Here is a 20,667-nt window from a genome sequence, read left to right as displayed (position 1 = left end):
TTATTCATTGACAATTTTTTTGTTGATAAATTCTATAGATTTCTCAACAACTTCGTTCAGATCTTTTGGTAAATTATCTTCTTCCCATGGTTCTTTTGCTCCAAAAGTATGGTTTGCATTTTCAATTAAATACAGTTCAGAATTCGGATTCAAAAGATGAAGATGTTCCGCATTTTTCACACTCACAGATTCGTCATTTGTCCCATGAATAATTAAAACATGAGCTTTTGCCATTTCCGTGGCTCTTTCTACATCAAATCGGTGTGCATCTTTTTCAAAGTCTTCATAAAACTGATAATAATGCGGCATTTCCTGTTTTGTCCGTCCGTTTGTGACATAATAAACTCCGGCTTCCTTCCACTTTTCAAAGGCATCATTTCTCGGAAAACGTTCCAGTGTATCAATACTTGCCAACGTTATCAACCCATTGATTCTTTCGTCTTCATAGGTTTTAATGATAGAAATCCCTCCTCCTCGACTATGACCGATCAAAACTATTTTCTGATCATCAATTGTAGCATCTTTAACAAAATAATCAATCACAACTCCCAAATCAGAAAGCTCTTTAGAATAATTATTGTTTCCAAAAGCCTCCAGATCAGCAAAATTATGAGGATCTTCAACCGTCGTTCCATTATGGGAAAAATTGAATTTAACAAAGAAAAATCCGGCTTCTGCGAACTTTTCAGCCATTAAATTCCAAGCTCCCCAATCTTTATAGCCTTTATAGCCGTGAACGAAAATAACTAACGGTAATTTTTGTTCCGTTTCAGGATAGTAGGCATCGGCAAGAAAATCTCTTGTTTCCGGATTTGAGATGATAATATTTTGTTTTTTGGTGACTTTCATATTTTTTATTTTTTAATTGGTAACCACATTTTGCATGCACTTTGTCATTCCGCAGGAATCTATACTGTTTTTAATATCTTTAATTGCTGAGATTCCTACGGAATGACAAACTTAGTGTTAAAATGATAGGCTAAAAAAATTCACGATTTATAATTAATCGAATTTGATTTTTCACTTAAAAATATTAAAAATAGAATTAAACACAAAGGAAAACCTTATTTTTGCTTCATGTTGGATTTAAGAACGGTAACCGTGATGCGTTACATTCTGCCGCTTCGCGAGGGAGGTTCGCTTCCGGCTTTGGCAGAAGCTGATGATGATTTTAAATATGTCTTAAAATTCCGTGGCGCCGGTCATGGAGTTAAAATGTTGATATCCGAGTTATTAGGCGGAAAAATAACGGAAGCTTTAGGATTAAAAATTCCTGAATTGGTTTTTGCAAATCTTGATGTAGACTTCGGAAGAACAGAAGCCGATGAGGAAATTCAGGATCTATTAAAAAATTCTGAAGGATTGAATTTGGGATTACATTATCTTTCAGGTTCGATTACTTACGATCCGGGTGTGAAAATTGATCCGCTTTTGGCTTCAAAAATCGTCTGGCTGGATGCATTTATCACCAATATCGACCGTACTTTCAAGAATACCAATCTTTTGATGTGGAATAAAGAATTATGGGTAATTGATAACGGTGCATCTTTTTACTTTCACCATTCGTGGCAGAATTTTGATACGGCAGCGAAAACTCCTTTTAAATATGTGAAAGATCACGTTCTACTTCCTCAAGCTACAAAATTGAATGAAGCGGATACATTTGCAAAAGAAATTTTAAATGAAAATCTATTCCGGGAAATTATTAATTTAATTCCTGAAAACTGGTTGCAGTGGAACGACGCAGATGAAAGTCCGGAAGAGATTCGTGAAATCTATTTCAACTTCCTGAAAACACGCTTGGAAAATTCTGAAATCTTTTTAAATGAAGCCAAAAATGCAAGAGGATAAAATTTACGAATACGCTGTAATACGCTTGGTTCCTAAGATTGAGAGAGAAGAATTTTTCAACATAGGATTGGTGATGTTTTCTAAAAAAGAGAAATTCATTAAGGTTGAATTTTATTTATGTCCGGATAAATTCAAATTAATGCACAGTAAACTTGATTATGACGATGTCATTCAGAATTTGGAAAGCTTCAAAAAAATAGGAGAAGGAAATAAAGAAGGCGGACCTATCTCGCAATTTGAAATTCCGGAACGTTTCCGTTGGTTGACGGCGGTTCGAAGCTCTGTTGTTCAGACTTCAAGACCTCATCCGGGAAAATCTAAGGATCTGGAAAAGACTTTTGGTAAACTTTTTGAGGAGTTAGTAAAATAACACTCTTCAAAATAATATTCTATGAAATCATCTAATCACGGTATAATTTACAGGTTTTCTTTGAGCCTGTTTTTTATTTTACTTTTATCTTTATTCAATCTAAGTTATTCTCAACCTCCTCTTGAGCCACAAACTCCTCCAAGTACCGTTCTTCCTGAGAAAACAACTTTTTTAAAAGATATTTCCTATAAAAATGACAACGCAGGAAATCCTGTTCTCTTAGATATTTACGAACCGAAAAAATTGACTACAGAAAAACTTCCCGTGGTAATTTATGTTCACGGCGGAGCATGGGCAAAAGGTGATAAATCGGTGAGAACTGATAGTTATATTGAAGGCTTTATTTTAAAATTAATAGAAAAAAACTACGCTGTCATTAGTATTGATTATACTTTAGTGAGTGAAATGGTGCATTTTCCAGAACCGATTCAGGATACGAAAGATGTTGTAAAATGGGTAAGAAAAAATGCAGGAAAATATAATTTTGACGATAAGAATATCGGTTATTTTGGAGCTTCATCGGGAGCTCATCTATCAATGCTTGCCGCTTATTCAACCGATAATGAATATGTAGGAAGCCCCGAACTTTCACCATATTCCGGAAAGGTAAATTACGTGGTTAGTAATTTTGGACCGACAGATTTAAATAATCTTTTGCATACAAGATTGGGGCAAGTTTCCCGTATCTATTGTCGGACTTTTCCTGAAACCGATCGTGGAAATCAGACAAAAGTTAGTCTTTGGAATTTCAGGATATGACATTAAAGAAGAGAAAAGAAAAGCCGTTGATTATTTAGCAACAGTTTCTCCGATCAATGATGTTCAAAATGCAGTTCCTACCTTTATTCTTCATGGAGATAAAGATAAGGTTGCTCCTTTAAAACAGTCAAAAAAATTAGAAAAAAAGCTTAAAAAAGCAAATATTGAAACTTCATTGATCGTTGTGAAAGACGGTGTACATGGTTTCGGAACAACGGATAAAACTTACATGAATCAGCTTACAGACGAAATGGTGAATTTTATTGATTCCCAAAAGAAGTAGATTTTTAATTAATCGGCTCATCATACAACTGGCTTCCCCAAAACTGAATATCTCTTTCGGGCAAACCTGAATGATAAAAGATCTCCTTTACTTCTTCTATAATTTGAGCAACTGCATTCGGGTCGGATGTTCTGATTCTTGTTTCATGATTGTCTTTTACCCCACTTCCTGTGAAATTAAGAGAACCCAGATAAGCAATCTCATCATCAATAATGTAAATTTTACTATGAATGAAGGTTTTATTAGTAGAATTTCCGCTATTGGGAGAAACAAAAACTTTAAACGGAAAAAGCTGTTTATAGGTGTAATGATAAACTTTCGTTTTTTTAATTTTTTTCACAACAGAATCTCTCACAAGGAACATCAAAACAACGAGGATAAACCCAAAGGCAAATTTAAAATTATGTAAAAGATACATCAACGGAAGCAAAACTACTCCAACTCCAATCATGGCAAAAAGTAACGTTCCGGACAGGCTGAGAAGATTATCTCTTGTCTGTTTTGCCTTCTCATCGATACGTTTATGCTGAATGATAAGTTTGTGAATATTTTTTTCATATCCATAAAAATCTTCAATTTCATCGGTGGTAATCAATCTGATTTTTATCCCTCTTGAATGAAGATGAATGAGTTCTTTAATTAAAAAAGGCGAAAGATAGGGCGAAACAATTTTCACATTTTTCTGAGCATTCCTTATGTCCTGCATCATCTTTGCACCGGCACTTTTTCCTATATAAATATCACAGACAGCATTGTTATAAAACATATTTTCGAGATCATTTAATTCACTTAAAATAAAAAACTTTGCAAGATAAAACCTGCAAAGTAATTATTGTATAAAATTGACAACTATTTATTAAAATTATTTGTTTTTCAGCTTTTCCACTCTTTTTATTTCGTTTATTAATAACGGAAATGCGGGTTGCGCCATTCCGCCGTGATCAAAACCCTGAAGTTCATACAAAGTTGTTTCTTTATGACCTTTCAGCTTCATCATTCGAGCCATATAAGCGTTTTCTTCATATCTTCCCAACAACTCTTTCTCACGATCGCCCGTTATCAGAAGCAAAGGTGGTGCATCGGCTCTGATAAAATGAAGCGGTGCAAAATCATCAATTCTTGCATCCAATTCATCAATACCTTTTTCTTTTCTGGCTGTAAAATGGGAAATCATTTGTCCACTGAAAGGGATAATTCCGGCAAATTGATTGGCATCGATTCCGTATTTATTTAAATAAGATTTGTTTAAACCAACCATAATCGCAAGATAACCTCCTGCAGAATGACCTGAAATAAAGACTAAATCTTCACTTCCTCCATAATTTTTAATATTTTTAAAAACCCATGCTGTAGCCGCTGCTGCATCTTCAATGTATTTCGGAGCATTTACTTTTGGTGAAAGTCTGTAATTCACGCCGATTACAGCGATTCCTTTGTTTTTTAATCCTTCCGGAATTTCTTTTTGTCCGCCCGTTAAACCTCCTCCATGAAACCAAATTACTGTCGGAAAATTTTTCACATTTTTCGGAATATAAATATCCAATACACATCTTTCATTAATGTAGGCATCAGATGTATTGGTTTTTTCATCGTAATAATGAATATTATTTTCCGTGCGATATTCCTGAGAGAAAAGTGGATTTGAAAATAGAATTACAATTAAAAATATCAGAATCTTCTTCATTTTTGTAAACTTTTTAATAGCTAAATATACAAAATTAATATTGTCTCATTTTGAGTTATCATTAATTTTTATCTGAATTTTAAATTGATAATTCCCACAGTTTCATGGATTGCACAGATGATTTTGTATAGTTCTTTTCCAGTTTTATCCTTGTCAAGGTTTTTGAACCTTGACAAGGATAATTGGTATAATTTGCAGTAAATATTTTTAGATTGCTTCTCGTCGCTTCGCTCCTCGCAATGATGGATTAAATCTTCGTCAATTTAGCATATTTCAAGATTAAGTTTTTCTCACCTTCATGCATGAAAATCACTTTTGCTTTGATATTTTGCGGGTCGGTTCCGTCAAGGAAAGCAACTTCTCCGATTCCGAAACGGTCGTGTCTCACTTTATCACCTACTTCAATATCCTGTGAAGAAGCTCCGCTTGGATTAATAATTCTTGCAGTAGCAACAGGTTTCAGCTTTTTTGGTTCAGCAATTGGTTTTGAACCTTCTGCTCTTTCGATGGTTTTCTTTTCAACCCTTTTGAATCCTTTCAGTTCAGAAGGATGCTCATCGAAAATATTTGATTTTACTCCTGCATTATTAATGAATCGCTTTTCAATTGCCGGATTTACGAATTCAATAAATTCCTCATCAATTTCACTTAAAAATCTCGAAGGTTCCGCATCGGTGATTTTCCCCCACTGAAAACGGGAAATCGCATACGAGAAAAATGCTTGTTTTTCGGCTCTCGTTAAAGCAACATAAAACAAACGTCTTTCTTCTTCCAGATCTTCTCTGGTTGTAGAACTCATGAAACTCGGGAAAAGATTTTCTTCCAGACCAACCAAGTGAACAACCGGAAATTCCAGTCCTTTTGACAAGTGAATCGTCATTAAAGAAACCATTTCTTCCTCATCATCTTTCTTTTGAGTATCCGCGGAAAGGGCAATGTTTTCAAGGAAATTCGGTAAACTCGGATCTCCGTCTTCCAGCTGCATCTGTTCTTCGATGAAACCCTGCATGGAGTTCATTAATTCCTGAACGTTTTCTACACGCGAAATTCCTTCCGGAGTCTGGTCGTCTTTTAAAAATTTAATTAATCCGCTTCGTTTTGCAACTTCCATGGCAACGCTGTAGGCTGTTTCAGTTTTTAGCAATACCTGAAATGCTTTGATCATCAACCAAAAATCGTTCAACTTATTTAAAACCCCATTATTAAAGCCCAATTGCGGAGCATACATCGGAAGATTTTCCAGAACTTTTGAAACCGCCACATTATGAGAATCTGCAAAAACGATCAATTTATTTTGAGTTGTTTCTCCAATTCCTCTTGTTGGATAATTAATGATTCTCATCAATGCTTCCGAGTCATTTTCATTCACCAACAATCGAAGATAACCGATTAAATCTTTTACTTCTTTTCTTTGGTAGAAAGATAGACCTCCATACACTTTGTACGGAATATTTTTACGTCTTAAAGAATCTTCAAAAGCACGCGTCTGAGAGTTTGTTCTATATAAAATTGCGAAATCACTATATTTTCTCTGATCCCTGTTTCTCAGTTCCCAGATATTTCCGGCTACGAAATTGGCTTCATCGGCATCAGAAAGCGAACGGTACACTTTAATTTTTTCCCCTTCTTCATTTTCACTGAAAACATTTTTCTTGAACTGCTGAAGGTTTTTTGCGATTACCGCATTTGCAGCATTTACAATCGTCTGTGTAGAACGGTAATTCTGCTCCAAAGAAACTGTAATTGCGTCGGGATAATCTTTTTTAAAGTTTAAAATATTATAGATATTCGCCCCACGGAAAGAATAAATAGACTGTGCATCATCTCCTACCACGCAAATATTTTCAAATTTTGAAGCTAAAGCTTTTACAATCAAATACTGAGAGTGGTTCGTATCTTGGTACTCATCTACCAGAATATATCTGAATCTATCCTGATATTTTGCCAACACTTCCGGAAAACGCGTTAATAGCTCATTGGTTTTTAACAATAAATCATCAAAATCCATCGCTCCGTTTTTGAAGCACTGTTCTACATATTTCTGATAAATCTGTCCGATGAATTTCATGTTGGCTTTTTCGTCAGCTTCCATTAATTCAGGGTTGTTGAAATATGCTTTTACCGTAATCAGGTTGTTTTTATACGTCGATATTCTTGACTGAACTTTTTTAGGTTTGTAAAGATCAGCGTCGATATTCATGTCTTTGATCACTTTTCTGATGACATTCAAGGCATCCTGTTGATCGTAAATGGTAAAATTGGACGGATACCCCAAATAATGCCCTTCACTTCTCAGAATTCTTGCAAAAACCGAGTGAAAAGTTCCCATCCAAAGGCTTCTCGCATTGCTTTGTCCCACCACTTTTGCAATACGTTCTTTCATTTCTTTCGCCGCTTTATTGGTAAAAGTAAGAGCCAGAATGTTGAAAGGGTCTACTCCATTTGTGATCAGATGAGCGATACGCATCGTCAGTACACGTGTCTTTCCGGAACCTGCTCCCGCAAGAACCATTAATGGCCCCTGTAAAGTGGTAACGGCTTCAAATTGTGATTCATTCAGTCCTTTCAAATAATCCTCCATGCTGCAAAAAAAATTAGGAATACAAAATTAGTGTATTATATGGAGAATTCAAATTTGTATTTAGAACTTAGATTGTAGAAGTTTGAAATTAGGATTAAAAATAGATGAGATTTAAACCTTCAAGGTTTTAAAAACCTTGAAGGTTTGGTTTGATTTGTAACAGTCGCAAATTCTAGCCTCGCTTTCTGGGAAATTGCTCCTAAAAAATTTTAAACTTTTATAATTCTTCCGTTAAAAACTCCAGCAATAGATTTTTCATATGCTTTTGCTACTTTCCATGCTTCAACAGGAATAAAACCGGGGAAAAACGGATGATAATCTACAGCTTCTGCTAAAACGGTCGGACTGATACAATTAATTCTGATATTTCTTGGCAATTCGTAAGAACTTGCTTTTACAAAACCTTCAACGGCACCATTCACTGTGGTTCCGATGATTCCTCCGGCAATGGGTTCGTCCGTTAAAATCCCTGAAATTAGAGTAAACGAACCGTTGTCATTAATGAAAGGTAAAGCGGTGCGAACGATATTAATCTGCCCCATTAATTTACTTCCGAAAGAAAATTCAAAATCCTGATCGGTAGAGTTTTCCAAAGGTCCGAATTTCACGTCTCCGGCTGCGTTTGCTACAGCATCAAAATTTCCGACGGATTTAAAAAGTTTTTCCAGACTGCTTTTATCCTGAATATCGGCGTTAAAATCTCCTGAACTTCGGGAAACACGGATTACTTCATGTCCGCTTTTTTCCAGTCCTTTTGAAACTTCTTTTCCGATGGTTTCCGCTTGAACCGATGACAATAATTTTTAATTTTTTAGAATCCATATTTATATAAGATTTGGTTTGATTAATTTAAATTTCTGTAGGCTTTGGGAGACATTCCTGTCTTATTTTTAAAGAGTTTTGTGAAATGGGAAGGATGCTCAAAACCCAGATCATACGCTATTCCACTGATGGATTCGTCGGTGCTCCATAATAATGATTTCGCCTTATCTATCAATTTTAAATGAATATATTCCTGAGAAGATTTCCCTGTATATTTTTTCAATAAATCGGATAAATAATTGGGCGACATATTCAGTTTTCCTGCAAAATAATTGACATCCGGAATTCCTGACTGTATTAATGTTTGCTGAGAAAAATAATCGTTTAATAACCGTTCAAAATTGGCTACAACATCATTACTTGCCTTTGTCCGGGTAAAAAACTGACGTTCGTAAAATCTTTCGCAATATGATAAAAGCAGCTCCAGATTAGTAAGAATGATATTATAGGAATGCTTGTCAAGGTTCAAAGATATTTCTTTCTGAATATTTTTCACGCAATCTTCCAAAACCAACCTTTCCGCTTCCGAAATATGCAGTCCTTCATTGGTATCATACCCGAAAAAGGAATATTCTGTTAATTCACGACCTTTTGCAACGGCATTCAGGAAATCGGGATGAATGTAAATTCCCCATCCGCTTACTTTGTTTTCCATTCCGGGAGACAAAGTTTGGTGTGGTGCTGTAAACATCAATGTTCCTTCGGAAAAATCGTAATTCGTTCTTCCATATTGAAAACTTCCTTCTATTTTTTTGCAGGCAATGGAATATAAATCCAATCTATAAACAGCATCGGGTTTTCTCTGACTTCTGTCTACTTTAGCCAGATCAACAACAGTAACAAGCGGATGCAAAGGCTTTTCGTACCTGAAAAAATCATGCAGTTCCGAAATTGAGTTGATGTCTACGTAATCCATTTTGCAACTTTTTATTTTAAAAATAGTGAAATTAAAATTTGTCTTTCAAAAATAAGTGAAACGCCTTTGTTTAGCTTAATTATTAAAAATTATTCAATAGATCTTTGTCTTACTTTGCGTTTAGTTATCGCAAGGTTAAACAAAGATTTAGAAAAGAAAAACTTTTCATTAAAGAAAAACAAGGACACTTCGTTTATTTAAGCAACACAAGATGAGATATTTGAATTTCTCCAAATTATTTTAAATATAAATTCCGCCGCTTATCTCAATACGTTGTGCGTTCACAAATCGGCTGTCATCAGAAAGCAAAGAAGCTACGAATAGTCCGATATCATCGGCTTCTCCCAATCTTCCCAAAGCAGTCATTCCTGCGATTTGCAGACGGTGACTTTCGTCTCCTTTTCCACCTCCGAATTCGGTATCAATCGCTCCCGGAGCTACAGAATTGGCTCGGATTTTCTTGTCTGCGAATTCTTTGGCAAAATATCTTGTTAAGGAATCAATTCCTGCTTTTATAGCCCCATAAACAGCAACCGTCGGAAAAGCAAATCTTGCTAAGCCGGAAGAAATATTCACGATTTGACCACCTTCCGCCATTAAGGGAACCAATTGTTGGGTAAGAAAAAATACGCCTTTAAAATTAACATTCACCAATTCATCAAAAATCGCTTCTGTAGTATCTTTTATCAATGTTCTTTGGGCAATTCCTGCATTATTAACGAGATAATCGAAAGAATCTCTTCCCCAATTTTTTACTGTTTTTGAAACTTCTTCCGAAAAACCTGCAAATGATCCGACTTCGGCTACATTGAGTTTTAAAGCAACTGCTTTTCCTCCATTTTTATTGATTTCTTCTGCAACTGCATTTCCCTGTTCAGGATTGTTGTTGTAGGTTAAAATAACAGCAATTCCGCGTTTTGCGGTGTTAATGGCTATACTTTTTCCAATTCCGCGGCTTCCACCTGTAATGACCGCGATTTTCTGATTTTGATTGTTTGTTTCCATAAGACTTGATTTTTATAGGACAAAGTTCCACAGTTTCAGAGTATTAAAATTAAACATTTAAGGAAAATATTTATACATTTTACCGATATTAAAATTTTATCATTAATAAATTCAACTCAGATGAAAAAGTATGCGAATTATTTCCCTTATCATTCTAAAAAGTATGTGTTTAGCAATCAATAACACTTACTGATTTTTTTCAAAAACCTGCTTAAGATTGTAACATTTAAAGAAAATATAACACTAATTGACAAAACAATTTCTACTTTTATGAAAAAGCGACTTCTTTCTGTTGCTGCAGCGGCTTTCTTCGGAATGGCTTTGAACGCACAACAAATTAAATTCGAAGAGTATGACTTACCAAACGGTCTTCACGTAATTCTTCATCAGGATAATTCTGCACCGGTAGTTACAACAGGTGTAATGTACCACGTTGGTGCAAAAGATGAAGTAAGGGGAAGAACAGGTTTCGCTCACTTCTTCGAGCACCTTTTATTTGAAGGAACACCCAACATTAAAAGAGGTGACTGGTTCAAAATTGTTTCTTCAAACGGAGGACAAAACAACGCTAACACAACGAATGACAGAACGTATTACTACGAAACTTTCCCTTCAAACAATGAGCAATTGGGTCTTTGGATGGAATCTGAAAGAATGCGTCACGCTTTAATCAACCAAGTAGGTGTAGATACTCAAAGAGAGGTTGTAAAAGAAGAAAAAAGATTGAGAATGGATAACCAACCTTATGGAAATCTTTTCACAACAATTCAGAAAAACTTATTCACCAATCACCCGTACAACTGGCCAACAATCGGTTCTATGGAAGATCTGAACTCTGCAAAATTAGAAGAATTCCAGGCGTTCTATAAAAAATATTACGTTCCGAATAACGCGACTTTGGTCGTTGCAGGAGATATCAAACCCGAGGAAACTAAAAAGTGGATCGAAACTTATTACGGAGGAATTCCTAAAGGAACGGTTTATCCAAAAGATTTCCCGAAAGACGCTCCTATCACTCAGGAAAAAGAAGTAACGGCAACTGACCCGAATATTCAGCTTCCGGCTTATATTTTCGCATACAGAAACTCCGGGTAACAAAGAGAAAGATGCTTATGTTTTGGATATGCTTTCTTCTTATTTAAGTAATGGTAAATCTTCAGTTTTATACAAAAAATTGGTTGACCAAGACAAAAAAGCGCTTCAGGTAGCAGCTTTCAACCAAGGTCTTGAAGATTACAGTATTTTCGCATTCTTCGCGATCCCAATGGGACAGACTACAAAACAAGCTTTGCAGACTGACATCGATGCTGAAATTAAAAAACTTCAGACGACTTTAATTTCTGAGGACGATTATCAGAAACTTCAAAACCAGTACGAAAACCAGTTTGTAAACGCAAACTCAAGCATTCAGGGAATTGCCGCTTCATTGGCAACAAACCACGTATTGATGGGTAACACGAATTTGATTAACAAAGAAATCGACATTTACAGAGGAATCACAAGACAGGATCTTCAAAATGCGGCTAAAAAGTATCTTAATTCTAACCAAAGAATAATCATTAATTACGTACCTGAAAAAAAGTAATCAATTAAACTTTTTAGGTTTAAAATATGATTATTAAAAATTAAATTTTTACAAATGAAAAAGCAATTAACATATATAGCTGTAGCGTTTTTATTCGCGGGAACGATTTCAGCACAAAAAATAGATATTAATGCAATGCCAAAACCAGGACCAACTCCTGCGATCAACATTGCGAAGCCAAAGACTTTCCAACTAAGTAACGGTCTTACGGTAATGGTTGTTGAAAACAACAAATTGCCAAGAGTAAGCGCAAGTCTTTCTATGGACAGAGCACCATACAACGAAGGCAGCGTAACGGGTGTAAGCGAAATCATGGCTGAACAGTTCGAAAACGGAACAATGAGCATGAGCAAAGATGATTTCAACAAAAAAGTTGATTATCTTGGTGCTAATCTTAATTTCTCTTCAAACGGTGCTTCTGCAAACTCGCTTTCAAAATATTTCCCTGAAGTTTTAGGTTTATTATCTGATGCGATTATCAATCCTAAATTTTCTGCTGAAGAAATTCAAAATTCTAAAGAAAGAGCCATTGAAGGATTAAAATCTGACGAAAAAAATGCTTCTTCTATCGCAGGAAAAGTTTCTAACGCTTTGATGTATGGGAAAAATACTTCAAGAGGTGAATTTGAAACAGTTGAGTCTATCAACAAAATTCAATTAGCTGACGTACAAAGTACTTATAAAAAATATTACGCTCCGGATAATGCTTATTTAGTAATCGTAGGAGACGTGAAATTGGATCAGGTAAAGCCATTAATCGAAAAAGCTTTCAGTGGCTGGAAAAAAGCAAATACTCCGATCGCTCCATTAGAGCCGTCTGGAAATGTTGCTAAAACTGAGATCAATGTTGTAGATGTACCTTCTGCTGTACAGTCTGTTGTTTCTTTAAACAACCTGACTACACTGAAAATGAAAGATGCAAACTACTTCCCTGCAACTATTGCCAACTACATCCTTGGAGGTGGTGGTGAAGCGAGACTTTTCATGAACCTTCGTGAGAAAAACGGATTTACTTATGGTGCTTATTCAAGCATGAGCGCAAGCAAATACTCTCCGCAGTTTTCTGCAAGTGCAAGTGTAAGAAATGAAGTTACAGACAAAGCTGTTAAGGAATTCATGAATGAACTTAACGCAATTTCTACGGTAAAACCGGAAGAATTGGAAAATGCTAAAGCTAAGTTGAAAGGTTCTTTTATTATGTCTTTGGAGCAGCCTGCAACGATCGCAAGATTTGCTTTAAACCAAAAAGTTCAGGATCTTCCTTCTGATTTTTATACAAACTACTTAAAATCTATTGATAAAGTAACTGCTGCAGATGTTTCAAACGCTGTAAAAGCTACTATTTTACCAAACCAAAGCAGAATTTTCATCGCTGGTAAAGCGTCTGATATTTCTGAAGGATTGGAAAAATTAGGTTACCCTGTAAAATATTTCGATAAAGAAGCAAACCCTGTAGCAAAGCCAACTGTACAAAAAGTTGACGCTAGTGTAAGTGTAGCTTCTATCGCAGATAAATATATTGCTGCCATCGGAGGAAAAGCTAATTTGGCTAAAATTTCTTCTTATACAATGAACGCTTCAATGTCTATGCAAGGGCAAAATATTGATATTAAAGCAACAAAAGCTCAAGGCGGGAAAGAACTCCAAGTTGTTTCTATGGGAGCCATGACTCTTCAGAAACAGGTTTTTGACGGAAAAACAGGATTCTCTGAGCAAGGTGGAAAAAAAGTACCAATGACCCAAGAGGAAATTGCTAAAAGACAAAAAGACACTGAACTTTTCGAAGAATTAAGCTTTGCAAAATCTTCTGATTACAAATTAGGGGGAATTGAGAAAATCGGTGGTGAAGATTCTTATGCAATCAAAGGATATGATACAACGTATTACTACAGTGTTGCAACAGGTCTTAAAACCGGAGAAACTAAGAAAGTAAAAGCTCAGGGTCAGGAAGTGACGATCCCTCAAACATTCTCTAACTACAAAGATGTAAACGGTGTGAAAATGCCCTACACCATCTCTGTAAACCAAATGGGAATGGATATGACGATGAATGTAAAATCATACGACGTAAACAAAGCTACTGATGCTGATTTCAAATAAGAACATCTTATTTCTATAGAAAAAACGGCAACAATGGTTGCCGTTTTTATTTTTATCAACATTTGGCGACATCTTTCTTTGTTGTTCAGCAAAAAAAGATTAAATTTGCCCATTCAAAAAGATATCAAAATTAATGGATACTATATTTATACTATTGATGGTTCTTATTATGATTGCTAGTGTTTTATTAGTGATCGTTGTTATGGCTCAAAACCCAAAAGGTGGAGGTCTTTCCAGTACTTTCGGGGGAGCTTCTCCTGCTCAGTTTGGAGTACAAAGAACTAATGACTTCATGGAAAAAGCAACATGGACTTTAGGAGCAACTATCATTGTTCTAATCCTTTTAAGCGTTGTACTTACAGGTAAACCAGCAGCAGCTGCACCAGTTCAGGTACCTGCACAAAAAGAAGTTCCGGCTAAGCAATCTGCCGCTCCTTCTTCTACAACAAGACCGGCTCAGGATCCTGCGCCAGCTAAATAAGCAAATACTATTTTTACATAATAAAAGCAACTCCAAAAGAGTTGCTTTTTTATTTTTTGTGATTGAATTTGATTTTTAATTTTTCCTGAAAGAATTCCAGTATTCATCCTGATTGTGGTCGAAAAGACATTCTATAAAAGAATCCAAAGACATTTTGTAAAGAATTTCCTGATCTACTTCCATAAAATCGGTTGTAAAGAAATCAGGATCTAAGTGAATATTTTCCCTGTCGATAACCAAAATGTTATTCGGACAGTAAAACGGATAGTTTTTAATATCAAAATTTGTTGTAATCAGTTTTCTGCCGGAAGCCAACACTTCAAATGTTCTGATCGTCAAACCATTCTGAAAAGGTTTATTAATATCAAGTACAGATTTTGTTCTCTTATAAAAATCGATGATCTGATGATGATTTAATTTATCGAAACTTACTTTTGTAATATCAAACTGCTTCAGACTTTTATCGATCATCTTTTTTAATCTAAATGCAATTCTTCCCATCGCATAATAATAAAAATAAGATTTCAAATGAAGTTGATCAGCAGCAGCTCTTATTTTCTCCCCTACAATATAGCGATCCGTATGTGCACTTCCGATGAATACGAAATCATAATCCGAGGGTTGATGATTTCGACTTAAATTCTTGTACTCATCAAGATAAAACAACGGTCTGAAACCTATATTATATTTCACCGAATCATTATATTCGAAAGTAAATTTTTTATCAAAATATTTAAGATGAGCGATAAGGTTCGGGTATTCTGATAATGGATCAAAATTGTAGTAAATCATCCCCATTTCAGGGTTGTTTTCCTTTATTTTTTCAAGAAAGAAGGTAGGAATAGCTTCTCCTTTAATTAAAAAGAAATAATCATATTTTTTACCTTGAATTTCATTTAAAATCCGGTTATAATACTTGTTTATTTTTAAATGATAAAAATTCTTATTCAGACGGATAATTCCCTTTGAAAGGTTGGAATTGGAAGGTCTTTCGTCGTAAAAATCTACTTCAGCACCAATTTCAGCAAGTCTTTTTGCTATGGCTTTTTCATATTTAAAAAAACTGACTGATAAGAAAAGAATTTTTTTGCCTTTTAAACTAATCATTTTAAAAGTCCTTTTACTTTCATTTCATCCAACGATTCTTTGAATTTTACATCCTGAATATTCTGTTGTAATACCCAATTTGTAAACTTTGACATTCCTTCTTCAAAAGATATTTTAGGCTGAAAATTCAACCTCGATTTTATTTTGCTGATATCGGCAAAATTGTGTCTGATGTCTCCCAGACGAAACTGTCCGGAAACATTAATTTCAAAATCAATATTATAAAATTTGCGCAAATTCTCTGCAACAGTAGTCACCGAAGTTGAAACTCCCGTTCCTACATTGAAAATCTCTCCGTTTGCTGCATCATTTTCGATACATTTGATGGTAGCTTCCACCGCATCATCAACGTGAATAAAGTCTCTCGATTCGTTTCCGTCTTCAAAAACATTAATATCATTTCCATTAAGAATCTGTGATGAAAAAATGGATAAAATCCCTGTATACGGATTCAATAAAGATTGTCCTTCACCATACACATTTTGAAATCTCACCGCAACCGGAGCAACTCCCATTGAAGAACATGCGGTCATAACCATCTGTTCCTGAGTGTATTTCGTAATTCCGTAGATCGAAGTCGGGTGTATTTTTGATTCTTCGTCGGTCGGTAAAGCCCGAAGCATTTGTCCATCGGGATAAATTATTTCGAATTTCCCGCTTCGCATTTCTTCAACATTTCTGGGTCTGGGAAAAATCAATCCCAATTCAGGATGCAAATATTTTCCTTCCCCATACACTGCTCGCGAAGAGGCAATGACTACTTTTTTTACATCATGAGGTTTATTTACCAGAAGATCCAGCATTTTTGCCGTCCCGGAAACATTAACATCGGTATATTTTTCGATCTGATACATCGATTGCCCTGTTCCTGTTTCTGCTGCAAAATGTACGATAACTTCTTGTTCATCAATTGCTTTTTCCCAATCTTCAAAATTGGCAACATCACCTTTAATAAAATTCACTTTACCCAAAATACTCCTGTACAAAGGCGAATCTTCATCCGGATTTTCCCCGTGAATCTGGGAAGAAAGATTATCTAAAACCGTAATTTCATATCCCTTCTTCATAAGTTCTAAAGATAACTTACTCCCAATAAATCCGGCTCCTCCTGTGATGAGTATTTTCATGCTTATAGTTGTGAAATGATTATTTTTTTGTTTTGTTTAAATTATAATAAAAAGTTCGGAACAGCAAAAGTAAATATTTTGCTTTGTAAAACAGCCTGAATAAGACATATTGGAGATAATTTATTTTTCCTAACGTATGCATTTCCTTCAGGTTCTTCTTAAAACCTTTCGCCATTTCCGGAAGGTTTGCAGATAAACCAGAAACCCCGAAACTCCTTTTTCCTTTTCCTACAATCACCAAATTGTCGCTCAAGATGTACATTTTATTATTTAATGCCACTTTCATCCAGTAATTAACGTCTTCCGCATATCTCTGCTCATCATCAAAATACCCTGTGTTTTCAAGGACTTTTTTCCTGAACATTACGGTTGAAGGCTGTGCTTCATTCCTGATCAGAAGTTTACTAAAAGTAATTTCTGCCAATCCATTTTTTATATGATACGGGAAAAGAATTTTATTATTATTTCTGGCAGTTGCTAGAAAATCAATTTTCAAATCCTTATTTTCAAAATATCGTATTTGTTTTTCAATTTTTGTCGAATACCATTCATCATCCGCATCTAAGAGAGCAATGTAATCTCCTTTTGCTATTTTTAAGCCCGTATTTCTAGCTTTTGAAACTCCGCCGTTCTTTTGATGAAGCAGCGTAATCTTCATTTGAGGATTTTCTTTGTGATAATTTTCTACAATCGCCGAACTGTTGTCTGTAGAACCGTCATTCACAATGATAATTTCAAATTCTTCCTGAGGAAAAGTTTGATTTTTCACAGAATCTAAAGTAGAAACGATAAACTGCTCTGCATTATACATTGGAATAATTACGGAAATCATTTAATTCTTTATATTATTTTTAAAAATTCCCCAAACCAAAGTGATCATCACAAAAGGCATACCCATATTGAAAAAGCTAAGATCAAAAAACGAATTTGTAATCATATCTGTGTATCCATATTCAACAAAAAACATGAGAAAAGGGACAAAAACACAAATAAATAACAAAGTCCCCGACCAAAATACAGTCTCATAAAATGATTTCACTTTAAATGACAATATAAAAGCCACTGCAATATATGAAATACTTAATAGTAGTGGTTGTTTCGCTCCCTGAATCATAAACGGATTATGTTTCATAAAAACATCATAATTTGGCGCATTATGAAAAAATAAATAAACCGTAATAGAAACTGTAACGATAAAAACCAATAGAAAACTTATTTTTTCTTTTATCGAAAAATCACAAAATCTTTTGAATAACAAAATTGTCAATGGAATAACTGAAGAAAGACGCGTCAATAAAATCAGAGCTACCAAAAACGAAACAAATTCATATTTCATGGCTTTTTCCTTCAAAAATTTGTTCCAGATTAAGTACGTAAATCCTGCAATAATAATGAAATTGGAGAATAAATCGCTTTTGACGTAGACTTCCCACAGATAACTTGGTGAAAGAAAAAGTAAAATTAATACTGCCAATCTTTGTTTATAATCATCGAAAATTTTAAAAATCAAAAAAGAAAAAAGCAAAAAACTGAAACACTGCAAATAACCGACGCTCCCAAAAAGCAGGTAAAAAGGCATTCCCAAAACAATCAACATCGGAAGATTAGAAGATTCTTGTCCCATATGATCCGGAATATTGTAAGGATATTGCCCGTTGAAAATAGCTTTTACCCCAATTTCCATGGCAGACCAACGATCGACGTTCAGAGAATTTCCGTCAACTTTATAATTTAGATAAATGCTGAAAAAGAAAAACAAAATGACCCCGATCCAGAAAAATGATTTATAAAAAAGGTCTTTCAGGTTTATTTTAACGTAAAAAATACTCAACCCGAAAAGCACAATCAAATATCCTATCAAAAGCGGTACATTATAATTCTCGCCATATTTTACGATAAACAAAGAATTTACAATCAGATAAATAAAAAAAACTTGGTAATTTTTAATCGTATGTAAAGTCGGAGTTGATGATAATTTGGTGTTTTCCATGAAGAGCTAAATCGTTTTTACTTTGTTTAAGAGTTCCCTTCATTATACGGCAACCTATTCATGATCGATCTTCCCAAAGAAATTTCATCTGCATATTCTAGCTCGTCTCCTACCGAAATTCCTCTTGCAATGCTCGAAAAATTGATATTAAAATTTTTGAACTTTTTATAAATATAATACGCCGTGGTATCGCCTTCCATCGTCGCACTCAGCGCAAAAATAAATTCTTTTACCCTTCCTTCATTCAACTTCTTTTCAATACTCGGAATATTAAGTTGATTGGGTCCTACTCCTTCCATCGGCGAAATTTTCCCTCCTAAAATCAAATATTTCCCTGTGTATTTCCCTGTATTTTCAATCGCGATCACGTCACGAACATCTTCTACAATACAGATCACCTCATCGATTCTTTTTTCGTTACTGCAGATTTCACAGATCTCAAAATCAGAAAAATTATGACAATCTTTACAGTATTTTATTTCATTCACGAGATTAATCAGCGAATTTCCCAGGCTTGTTGCTCTGGAATTGGGCTGTTTCAATAAATGTAATGCTAAACGCAAAGCCGTTTTCCTCCCTATTCCGGGTAATCCGGCAATTTCATCCACTGCTTTTGCCAACACTTTACTTGGGTAATCCATAAGACAAAAATAGTGATTATTGTTGATAATTTATAGGTACTTTTTGTTAGTTTTAAAGTAAAAATTCAATTAAAAGACACATCCGGAATCCCGTTTCCTGAAAGTCAAAAAAAGACTTTGAGATCCCATTTTCAGACTTCGATCTTAAATTAAAAATCTTATCTTTGAGAACCTCAATATTAACTTGAAAAAAAAACTAAATGGCACTTAACAATTTAAATTATCCGCTGGATTTTAAATTTAAAATTTCAACCTTCGCAAGTGATTTCAACATCACCGACAGGCAAGGCAATTACGTAGCTTACGTTCGTCAGAAAATGTTTAAATTAAAGGAAGATGTAATCGTTTTTAATGACGAAAGCAAATCCAAAGAACTTTTCAGAATCAGAGCCAACAAATGGATCGATTTTAATTCATCTTATTCTCTAAACGAAGTAGCTACCGGAAAAAGCTTCGGAAGACTTGCCAGAAAAGGAATGCGTTCTATCTGGAAAGCGAGCTACGACATTTTGGATGGTAATGATCAACCTAAATTCAAAATTCAGGAAGATAACGCTTGGGTAAGATTTTTCGACGGAATGGTGGGAGAAATTCCCGTTGTCGGAATGTTTACAGGGTATTTCCTGAACCCGACTTACACTGTTTCGGGAATTGACGGAAAAGCTTATTTTAAACTTAAAAAAATGCCCTCTTTCTTCGGAAGAAGATTCCAACTAGACAGATTAATTGATATTGATGACGATGATGAAAGTGCAGTAATCCTTTCATTATTAATGATGACCCTTCTTGAAAGAGCAAGAGGATAATAAATAAACCATACGCAATGAAATATGTAATCATTTTCTTTTCTGCCATTCTGTTGGTTTCCTGTAAAAAGGAACAACAGACAGTTCCGAATTCCGCATCTGCAGATTCTGTACAAGTAGTTCAGGATTCTGCGGCTACCGAGACTTCTTCAGGGGAAATTTTAGTTGAAAACTTTCCTTTTCCAAAAGAGATTAAAGAATGTTCGTGCTATTTTGCAAAAAATAAAGCAGACTTTGAAGCAGAAAAATATATTTACGCAGATGATGCCGGAAAAACCGCTTATATGAAACTTGACGGAAAAAGATTGGCAATGAATCTGATCTCTTCAAGCGACATGGAAGCTGATGAAGAACTGAACAAAGAAATTGAAAATGATAACTATAAAATCTCTGTAAAAGGCAAGAAAATAAAGGCCGAAGAAGCCTTATTGTTCAAAGGTACACTGACGATCGAAAAACCGGACGGAACAGTGGTAACAATGCCAATTTACGGTGAATGTGGATGTTAAAAATCTCCTTAAAACAATAAAAAGAATGCTTCTGAATTATCGGAAGCATT

Annotated in this window: 20 protein-coding genes and 1 pseudogene; 9 read left to right on the top strand and 12 right to left on the bottom strand. The window is 34.9% G+C overall.

Translation table 11 applies throughout. The features are described from left to right. Window positions 1–849 carry an alpha/beta hydrolase family protein gene (locus J3D55_RS07010; RefSeq protein WP_259129587.1) on the bottom strand — a complete coding sequence of 283 codons (849 nt, stop codon included), beginning with the start codon at window positions 847–849 and terminating at the stop codon, window positions 1–3. 228 nt (window positions 850–1,077) lie between these two features. Here J3D55_RS07010 and J3D55_RS07005 point away from each other — a divergent pair, with 228 nt between their 5' ends. Genes J3D55_RS07005 through J3D55_RS06990 form a run of 4 tightly spaced genes read left to right on the top strand, consistent with a single transcriptional unit; the run spans window position 1,078 to window position 3,263 of the window. Next, on the top strand, window positions 1,078–1,851 hold the full coding sequence (locus tag J3D55_RS07005; protein WP_259129576.1) for a HipA family kinase: 774 nt from the start codon (window positions 1,078–1,080) through the stop codon (window positions 1,849–1,851). Beyond that, on the top strand, window positions 1,838–2,221 hold the full coding sequence (locus J3D55_RS07000) for a DUF3037 domain-containing protein (protein WP_259129574.1): 384 nt from the start codon (window positions 1,838–1,840) through the stop codon (window positions 2,219–2,221). Before J3D55_RS07005 ends, J3D55_RS07000 begins: the two co-directional genes overlap by 14 nt. Window positions 2,222–2,242: 21 nt before the next feature. Continuing rightward, window positions 2,243–2,980, top strand: coding sequence for an alpha/beta hydrolase (locus J3D55_RS06995; RefSeq protein WP_259129572.1), 738 nt, complete (start codon window positions 2,243–2,245; stop codon window positions 2,978–2,980). After that, window positions 2,937–3,263 carry an alpha/beta hydrolase family protein gene (locus tag J3D55_RS06990; RefSeq protein ID WP_259129571.1) on the top strand — a complete coding sequence of 109 codons (327 nt, stop codon included), beginning with the start codon at window positions 2,937–2,939 and terminating at the stop codon, window positions 3,261–3,263. The genes J3D55_RS06995 and J3D55_RS06990 overlap by 44 nt, the downstream gene beginning before the upstream one ends. A gap of 4 nt (window positions 3,264–3,267) precedes the next feature. On the opposite strand, the gene J3D55_RS06985 is transcribed toward J3D55_RS06990, so the two are convergent. From J3D55_RS06985 to J3D55_RS06960, 6 genes are all read right to left on the bottom strand, one after another. After that, window positions 3,268–4,029 (bottom strand): phospholipase D-like domain-containing protein, encoded by a 762-nt coding sequence (locus J3D55_RS06985; RefSeq protein WP_259129569.1) that lies wholly within the window; start codon window positions 4,027–4,029, stop codon window positions 3,268–3,270. 96 nt (window positions 4,030–4,125) lie between these two features. After that, entirely contained in the window at window positions 4,126–4,947 is an 822-nt protein-coding gene (locus J3D55_RS06980) for an alpha/beta hydrolase (RefSeq protein ID WP_259129559.1), read from the bottom strand. A 247-nt stretch (window positions 4,948–5,194) separates the two neighbouring features. Beyond that, window positions 5,195–7,528, bottom strand: coding sequence for an ATP-dependent helicase (locus J3D55_RS06975; RefSeq protein WP_259129558.1), 2,334 nt, complete (start codon window positions 7,526–7,528; stop codon window positions 5,195–5,197). Between the two features lie 209 nt (window positions 7,529–7,737). Further along, window positions 7,738–8,325, bottom strand: coding sequence for a short chain dehydrogenase (locus J3D55_RS06970; protein WP_259129556.1), 588 nt, complete (start codon window positions 8,323–8,325; stop codon window positions 7,738–7,740). Window positions 8,326–8,372: 47 nt separating this feature from the next. Continuing rightward, window positions 8,373–9,266 carry a helix-turn-helix domain-containing protein gene (locus J3D55_RS06965; protein WP_259129548.1) on the bottom strand — a complete coding sequence of 298 codons (894 nt, stop codon included), beginning with the start codon at window positions 9,264–9,266 and terminating at the stop codon, window positions 8,373–8,375. Between the two features lie 240 nt (window positions 9,267–9,506). After that, window positions 9,507–10,271 (bottom strand): SDR family NAD(P)-dependent oxidoreductase, encoded by a 765-nt coding sequence (locus tag J3D55_RS06960; RefSeq protein WP_259129542.1) that lies wholly within the window; start codon window positions 10,269–10,271, stop codon window positions 9,507–9,509. 270 nt (window positions 10,272–10,541) lie between these two features. Here J3D55_RS06960 and J3D55_RS06955 point away from each other — a divergent pair. The 3 genes and pseudogenes from J3D55_RS06955 to secG all read left to right on the top strand — a co-directional run bounded on the left by J3D55_RS06955 (window position 10,542) and on the right by secG (window position 14,437). Then, window positions 10,542–11,856, top strand: a pseudogene (locus J3D55_RS06955) (M16 family metallopeptidase). A 54-nt stretch (window positions 11,857–11,910) separates the two neighbouring features. Then, a complete protein-coding gene (locus J3D55_RS06950) occupies window positions 11,911–13,956 on the top strand; it encodes a M16 family metallopeptidase (RefSeq protein WP_259129539.1) in 2,046 nt (681 codons plus the stop codon). A gap of 133 nt (window positions 13,957–14,089) precedes the next feature. Continuing rightward, window positions 14,090–14,437: a preprotein translocase subunit SecG gene (gene secG / locus J3D55_RS06945; protein ID WP_259129535.1), complete on the top strand. Its 348-nt coding sequence runs from the start codon at window positions 14,090–14,092 to the stop codon at window positions 14,435–14,437. Between the two features lie 75 nt (window positions 14,438–14,512). On the opposite strand, the gene J3D55_RS06940 is transcribed toward secG, so the two are convergent. The 5 genes from J3D55_RS06940 to recR are packed head-to-tail and all read right to left on the bottom strand — an operon-like array spanning window position 14,513 to window position 19,302. After that, window positions 14,513–15,544, bottom strand: coding sequence for a WaaS/CpsH family glycosyltransferase (locus tag J3D55_RS06940; protein WP_259129532.1), 1,032 nt, complete (start codon window positions 15,542–15,544; stop codon window positions 14,513–14,515). Next, window positions 15,541–16,671, bottom strand: a complete 1,131-nt coding sequence (locus tag J3D55_RS06935) for an NAD-dependent epimerase/dehydratase family protein (protein ID WP_259129530.1) — start codon at window positions 16,669–16,671, stop codon at window positions 15,541–15,543. Before J3D55_RS06935 ends, J3D55_RS06940 begins: the two co-directional genes overlap by 4 nt. A 19-nt stretch (window positions 16,672–16,690) precedes the next feature. Next, window positions 16,691–17,503: a glycosyltransferase family 2 protein gene (locus J3D55_RS06930; protein WP_259129527.1), complete on the bottom strand. Its 813-nt coding sequence runs from the start codon at window positions 17,501–17,503 to the stop codon at window positions 16,691–16,693. Then, complete coding sequence (locus J3D55_RS06925; RefSeq protein WP_259129524.1) at window positions 17,504–18,661, bottom strand: hypothetical protein; 1,158 nt, start codon at window positions 18,659–18,661, stop codon at window positions 17,504–17,506. A gap of 26 nt (window positions 18,662–18,687) precedes the next feature. Next, window positions 18,688–19,302, bottom strand: a complete 615-nt coding sequence (gene recR / locus J3D55_RS06920; protein WP_259129522.1) for a recombination mediator RecR — start codon at window positions 19,300–19,302, stop codon at window positions 18,688–18,690. Between the two features lie 200 nt (window positions 19,303–19,502). On the opposite strand from recR, the gene J3D55_RS06915 reads away from it, so the two are divergent. After that, window positions 19,503–20,108 carry an LURP-one-related/scramblase family protein gene (locus J3D55_RS06915; protein WP_259129504.1) on the top strand — a complete coding sequence of 202 codons (606 nt, stop codon included), beginning with the start codon at window positions 19,503–19,505 and terminating at the stop codon, window positions 20,106–20,108. Window positions 20,109–20,125: 17 nt separating this feature from the next. Then, a complete protein-coding gene (locus tag J3D55_RS06910) occupies window positions 20,126–20,617 on the top strand; it encodes a hypothetical protein (protein WP_259129500.1) in 492 nt (163 codons plus the stop codon). Window positions 20,618–20,667 lie beyond the last annotated feature (50 nt).

Origin of the sequence: Chryseobacterium ginsenosidimutans (assembly GCF_024807225.1) — a bacterium.
Lineage (GTDB): Bacteria > Bacteroidota > Bacteroidia > Flavobacteriales > Weeksellaceae > Chryseobacterium > Chryseobacterium ginsenosidimutans.
This window is presented reverse-complemented; position numbering and strand designations above follow the sequence as displayed.

Excerpts from the sequence above, each read along its gene's own strand:
- J3D55_RS06915 (WP_259129504.1), top strand. The coding sequence starts at position 19,503 with ATGGCACTTAACAATTTAAATTATCCGCTGGATTTTAAATTTAAAATT.
- J3D55_RS07000 (WP_259129574.1), top strand. The coding sequence starts at position 1,838 with ATGCAAGAGGATAAAATTTACGAATACGCTGTAATACGCTTGGTTCCT.
- J3D55_RS06935 (WP_259129530.1), bottom strand. The coding sequence starts at position 16,671 with ATGAAAATACTCATCACAGGAGGAGCCGGATTTATTGGGAGTAAGTTA.
- J3D55_RS06985 (WP_259129569.1), bottom strand. The coding sequence starts at position 4,029 with ATGTTTTATAACAATGCTGTCTGTGATATTTATATAGGAAAAAGTGCC.
- J3D55_RS06925 (WP_259129524.1), bottom strand. The coding sequence starts at position 18,661 with ATGGAAAACACCAAATTATCATCAACTCCGACTTTACATACGATTAAA.
- J3D55_RS06965 (WP_259129548.1), bottom strand. The coding sequence starts at position 9,266 with ATGGATTACGTAGACATCAACTCAATTTCGGAACTGCATGATTTTTTC.
- J3D55_RS06980 (WP_259129559.1), bottom strand. The coding sequence starts at position 4,947 with ATGAAGAAGATTCTGATATTTTTAATTGTAATTCTATTTTCAAATCCA.
- J3D55_RS07005 (WP_259129576.1), top strand. The coding sequence starts at position 1,078 with ATGTTGGATTTAAGAACGGTAACCGTGATGCGTTACATTCTGCCGCTT.
- J3D55_RS06930 (WP_259129527.1), bottom strand. The coding sequence starts at position 17,503 with ATGATTTCCGTAATTATTCCAATGTATAATGCAGAGCAGTTTATCGTT.
- J3D55_RS06950 (WP_259129539.1), top strand. The coding sequence starts at position 11,911 with ATGAAAAAGCAATTAACATATATAGCTGTAGCGTTTTTATTCGCGGGA.
- J3D55_RS06995 (WP_259129572.1), top strand. The coding sequence starts at position 2,243 with ATGAAATCATCTAATCACGGTATAATTTACAGGTTTTCTTTGAGCCTG.
- secG (WP_259129535.1), top strand. The coding sequence starts at position 14,090 with ATGGATACTATATTTATACTATTGATGGTTCTTATTATGATTGCTAGT.
- recR (WP_259129522.1), bottom strand. The coding sequence starts at position 19,302 with ATGGATTACCCAAGTAAAGTGTTGGCAAAAGCAGTGGATGAAATTGCC.
- J3D55_RS06960 (WP_259129542.1), bottom strand. The coding sequence starts at position 10,271 with ATGGAAACAAACAATCAAAATCAGAAAATCGCGGTCATTACAGGTGGA.
- J3D55_RS06975 (WP_259129558.1), bottom strand. The coding sequence starts at position 7,528 with ATGGAGGATTATTTGAAAGGACTGAATGAATCACAATTTGAAGCCGTT.
- J3D55_RS06940 (WP_259129532.1), bottom strand. The coding sequence starts at position 15,544 with ATGATTAGTTTAAAAGGCAAAAAAATTCTTTTCTTATCAGTCAGTTTT.
- J3D55_RS06910 (WP_259129500.1), top strand. The coding sequence starts at position 20,126 with ATGAAATATGTAATCATTTTCTTTTCTGCCATTCTGTTGGTTTCCTGT.
- J3D55_RS07010 (WP_259129587.1), bottom strand. The coding sequence starts at position 849 with ATGAAAGTCACCAAAAAACAAAATATTATCATCTCAAATCCGGAAACA.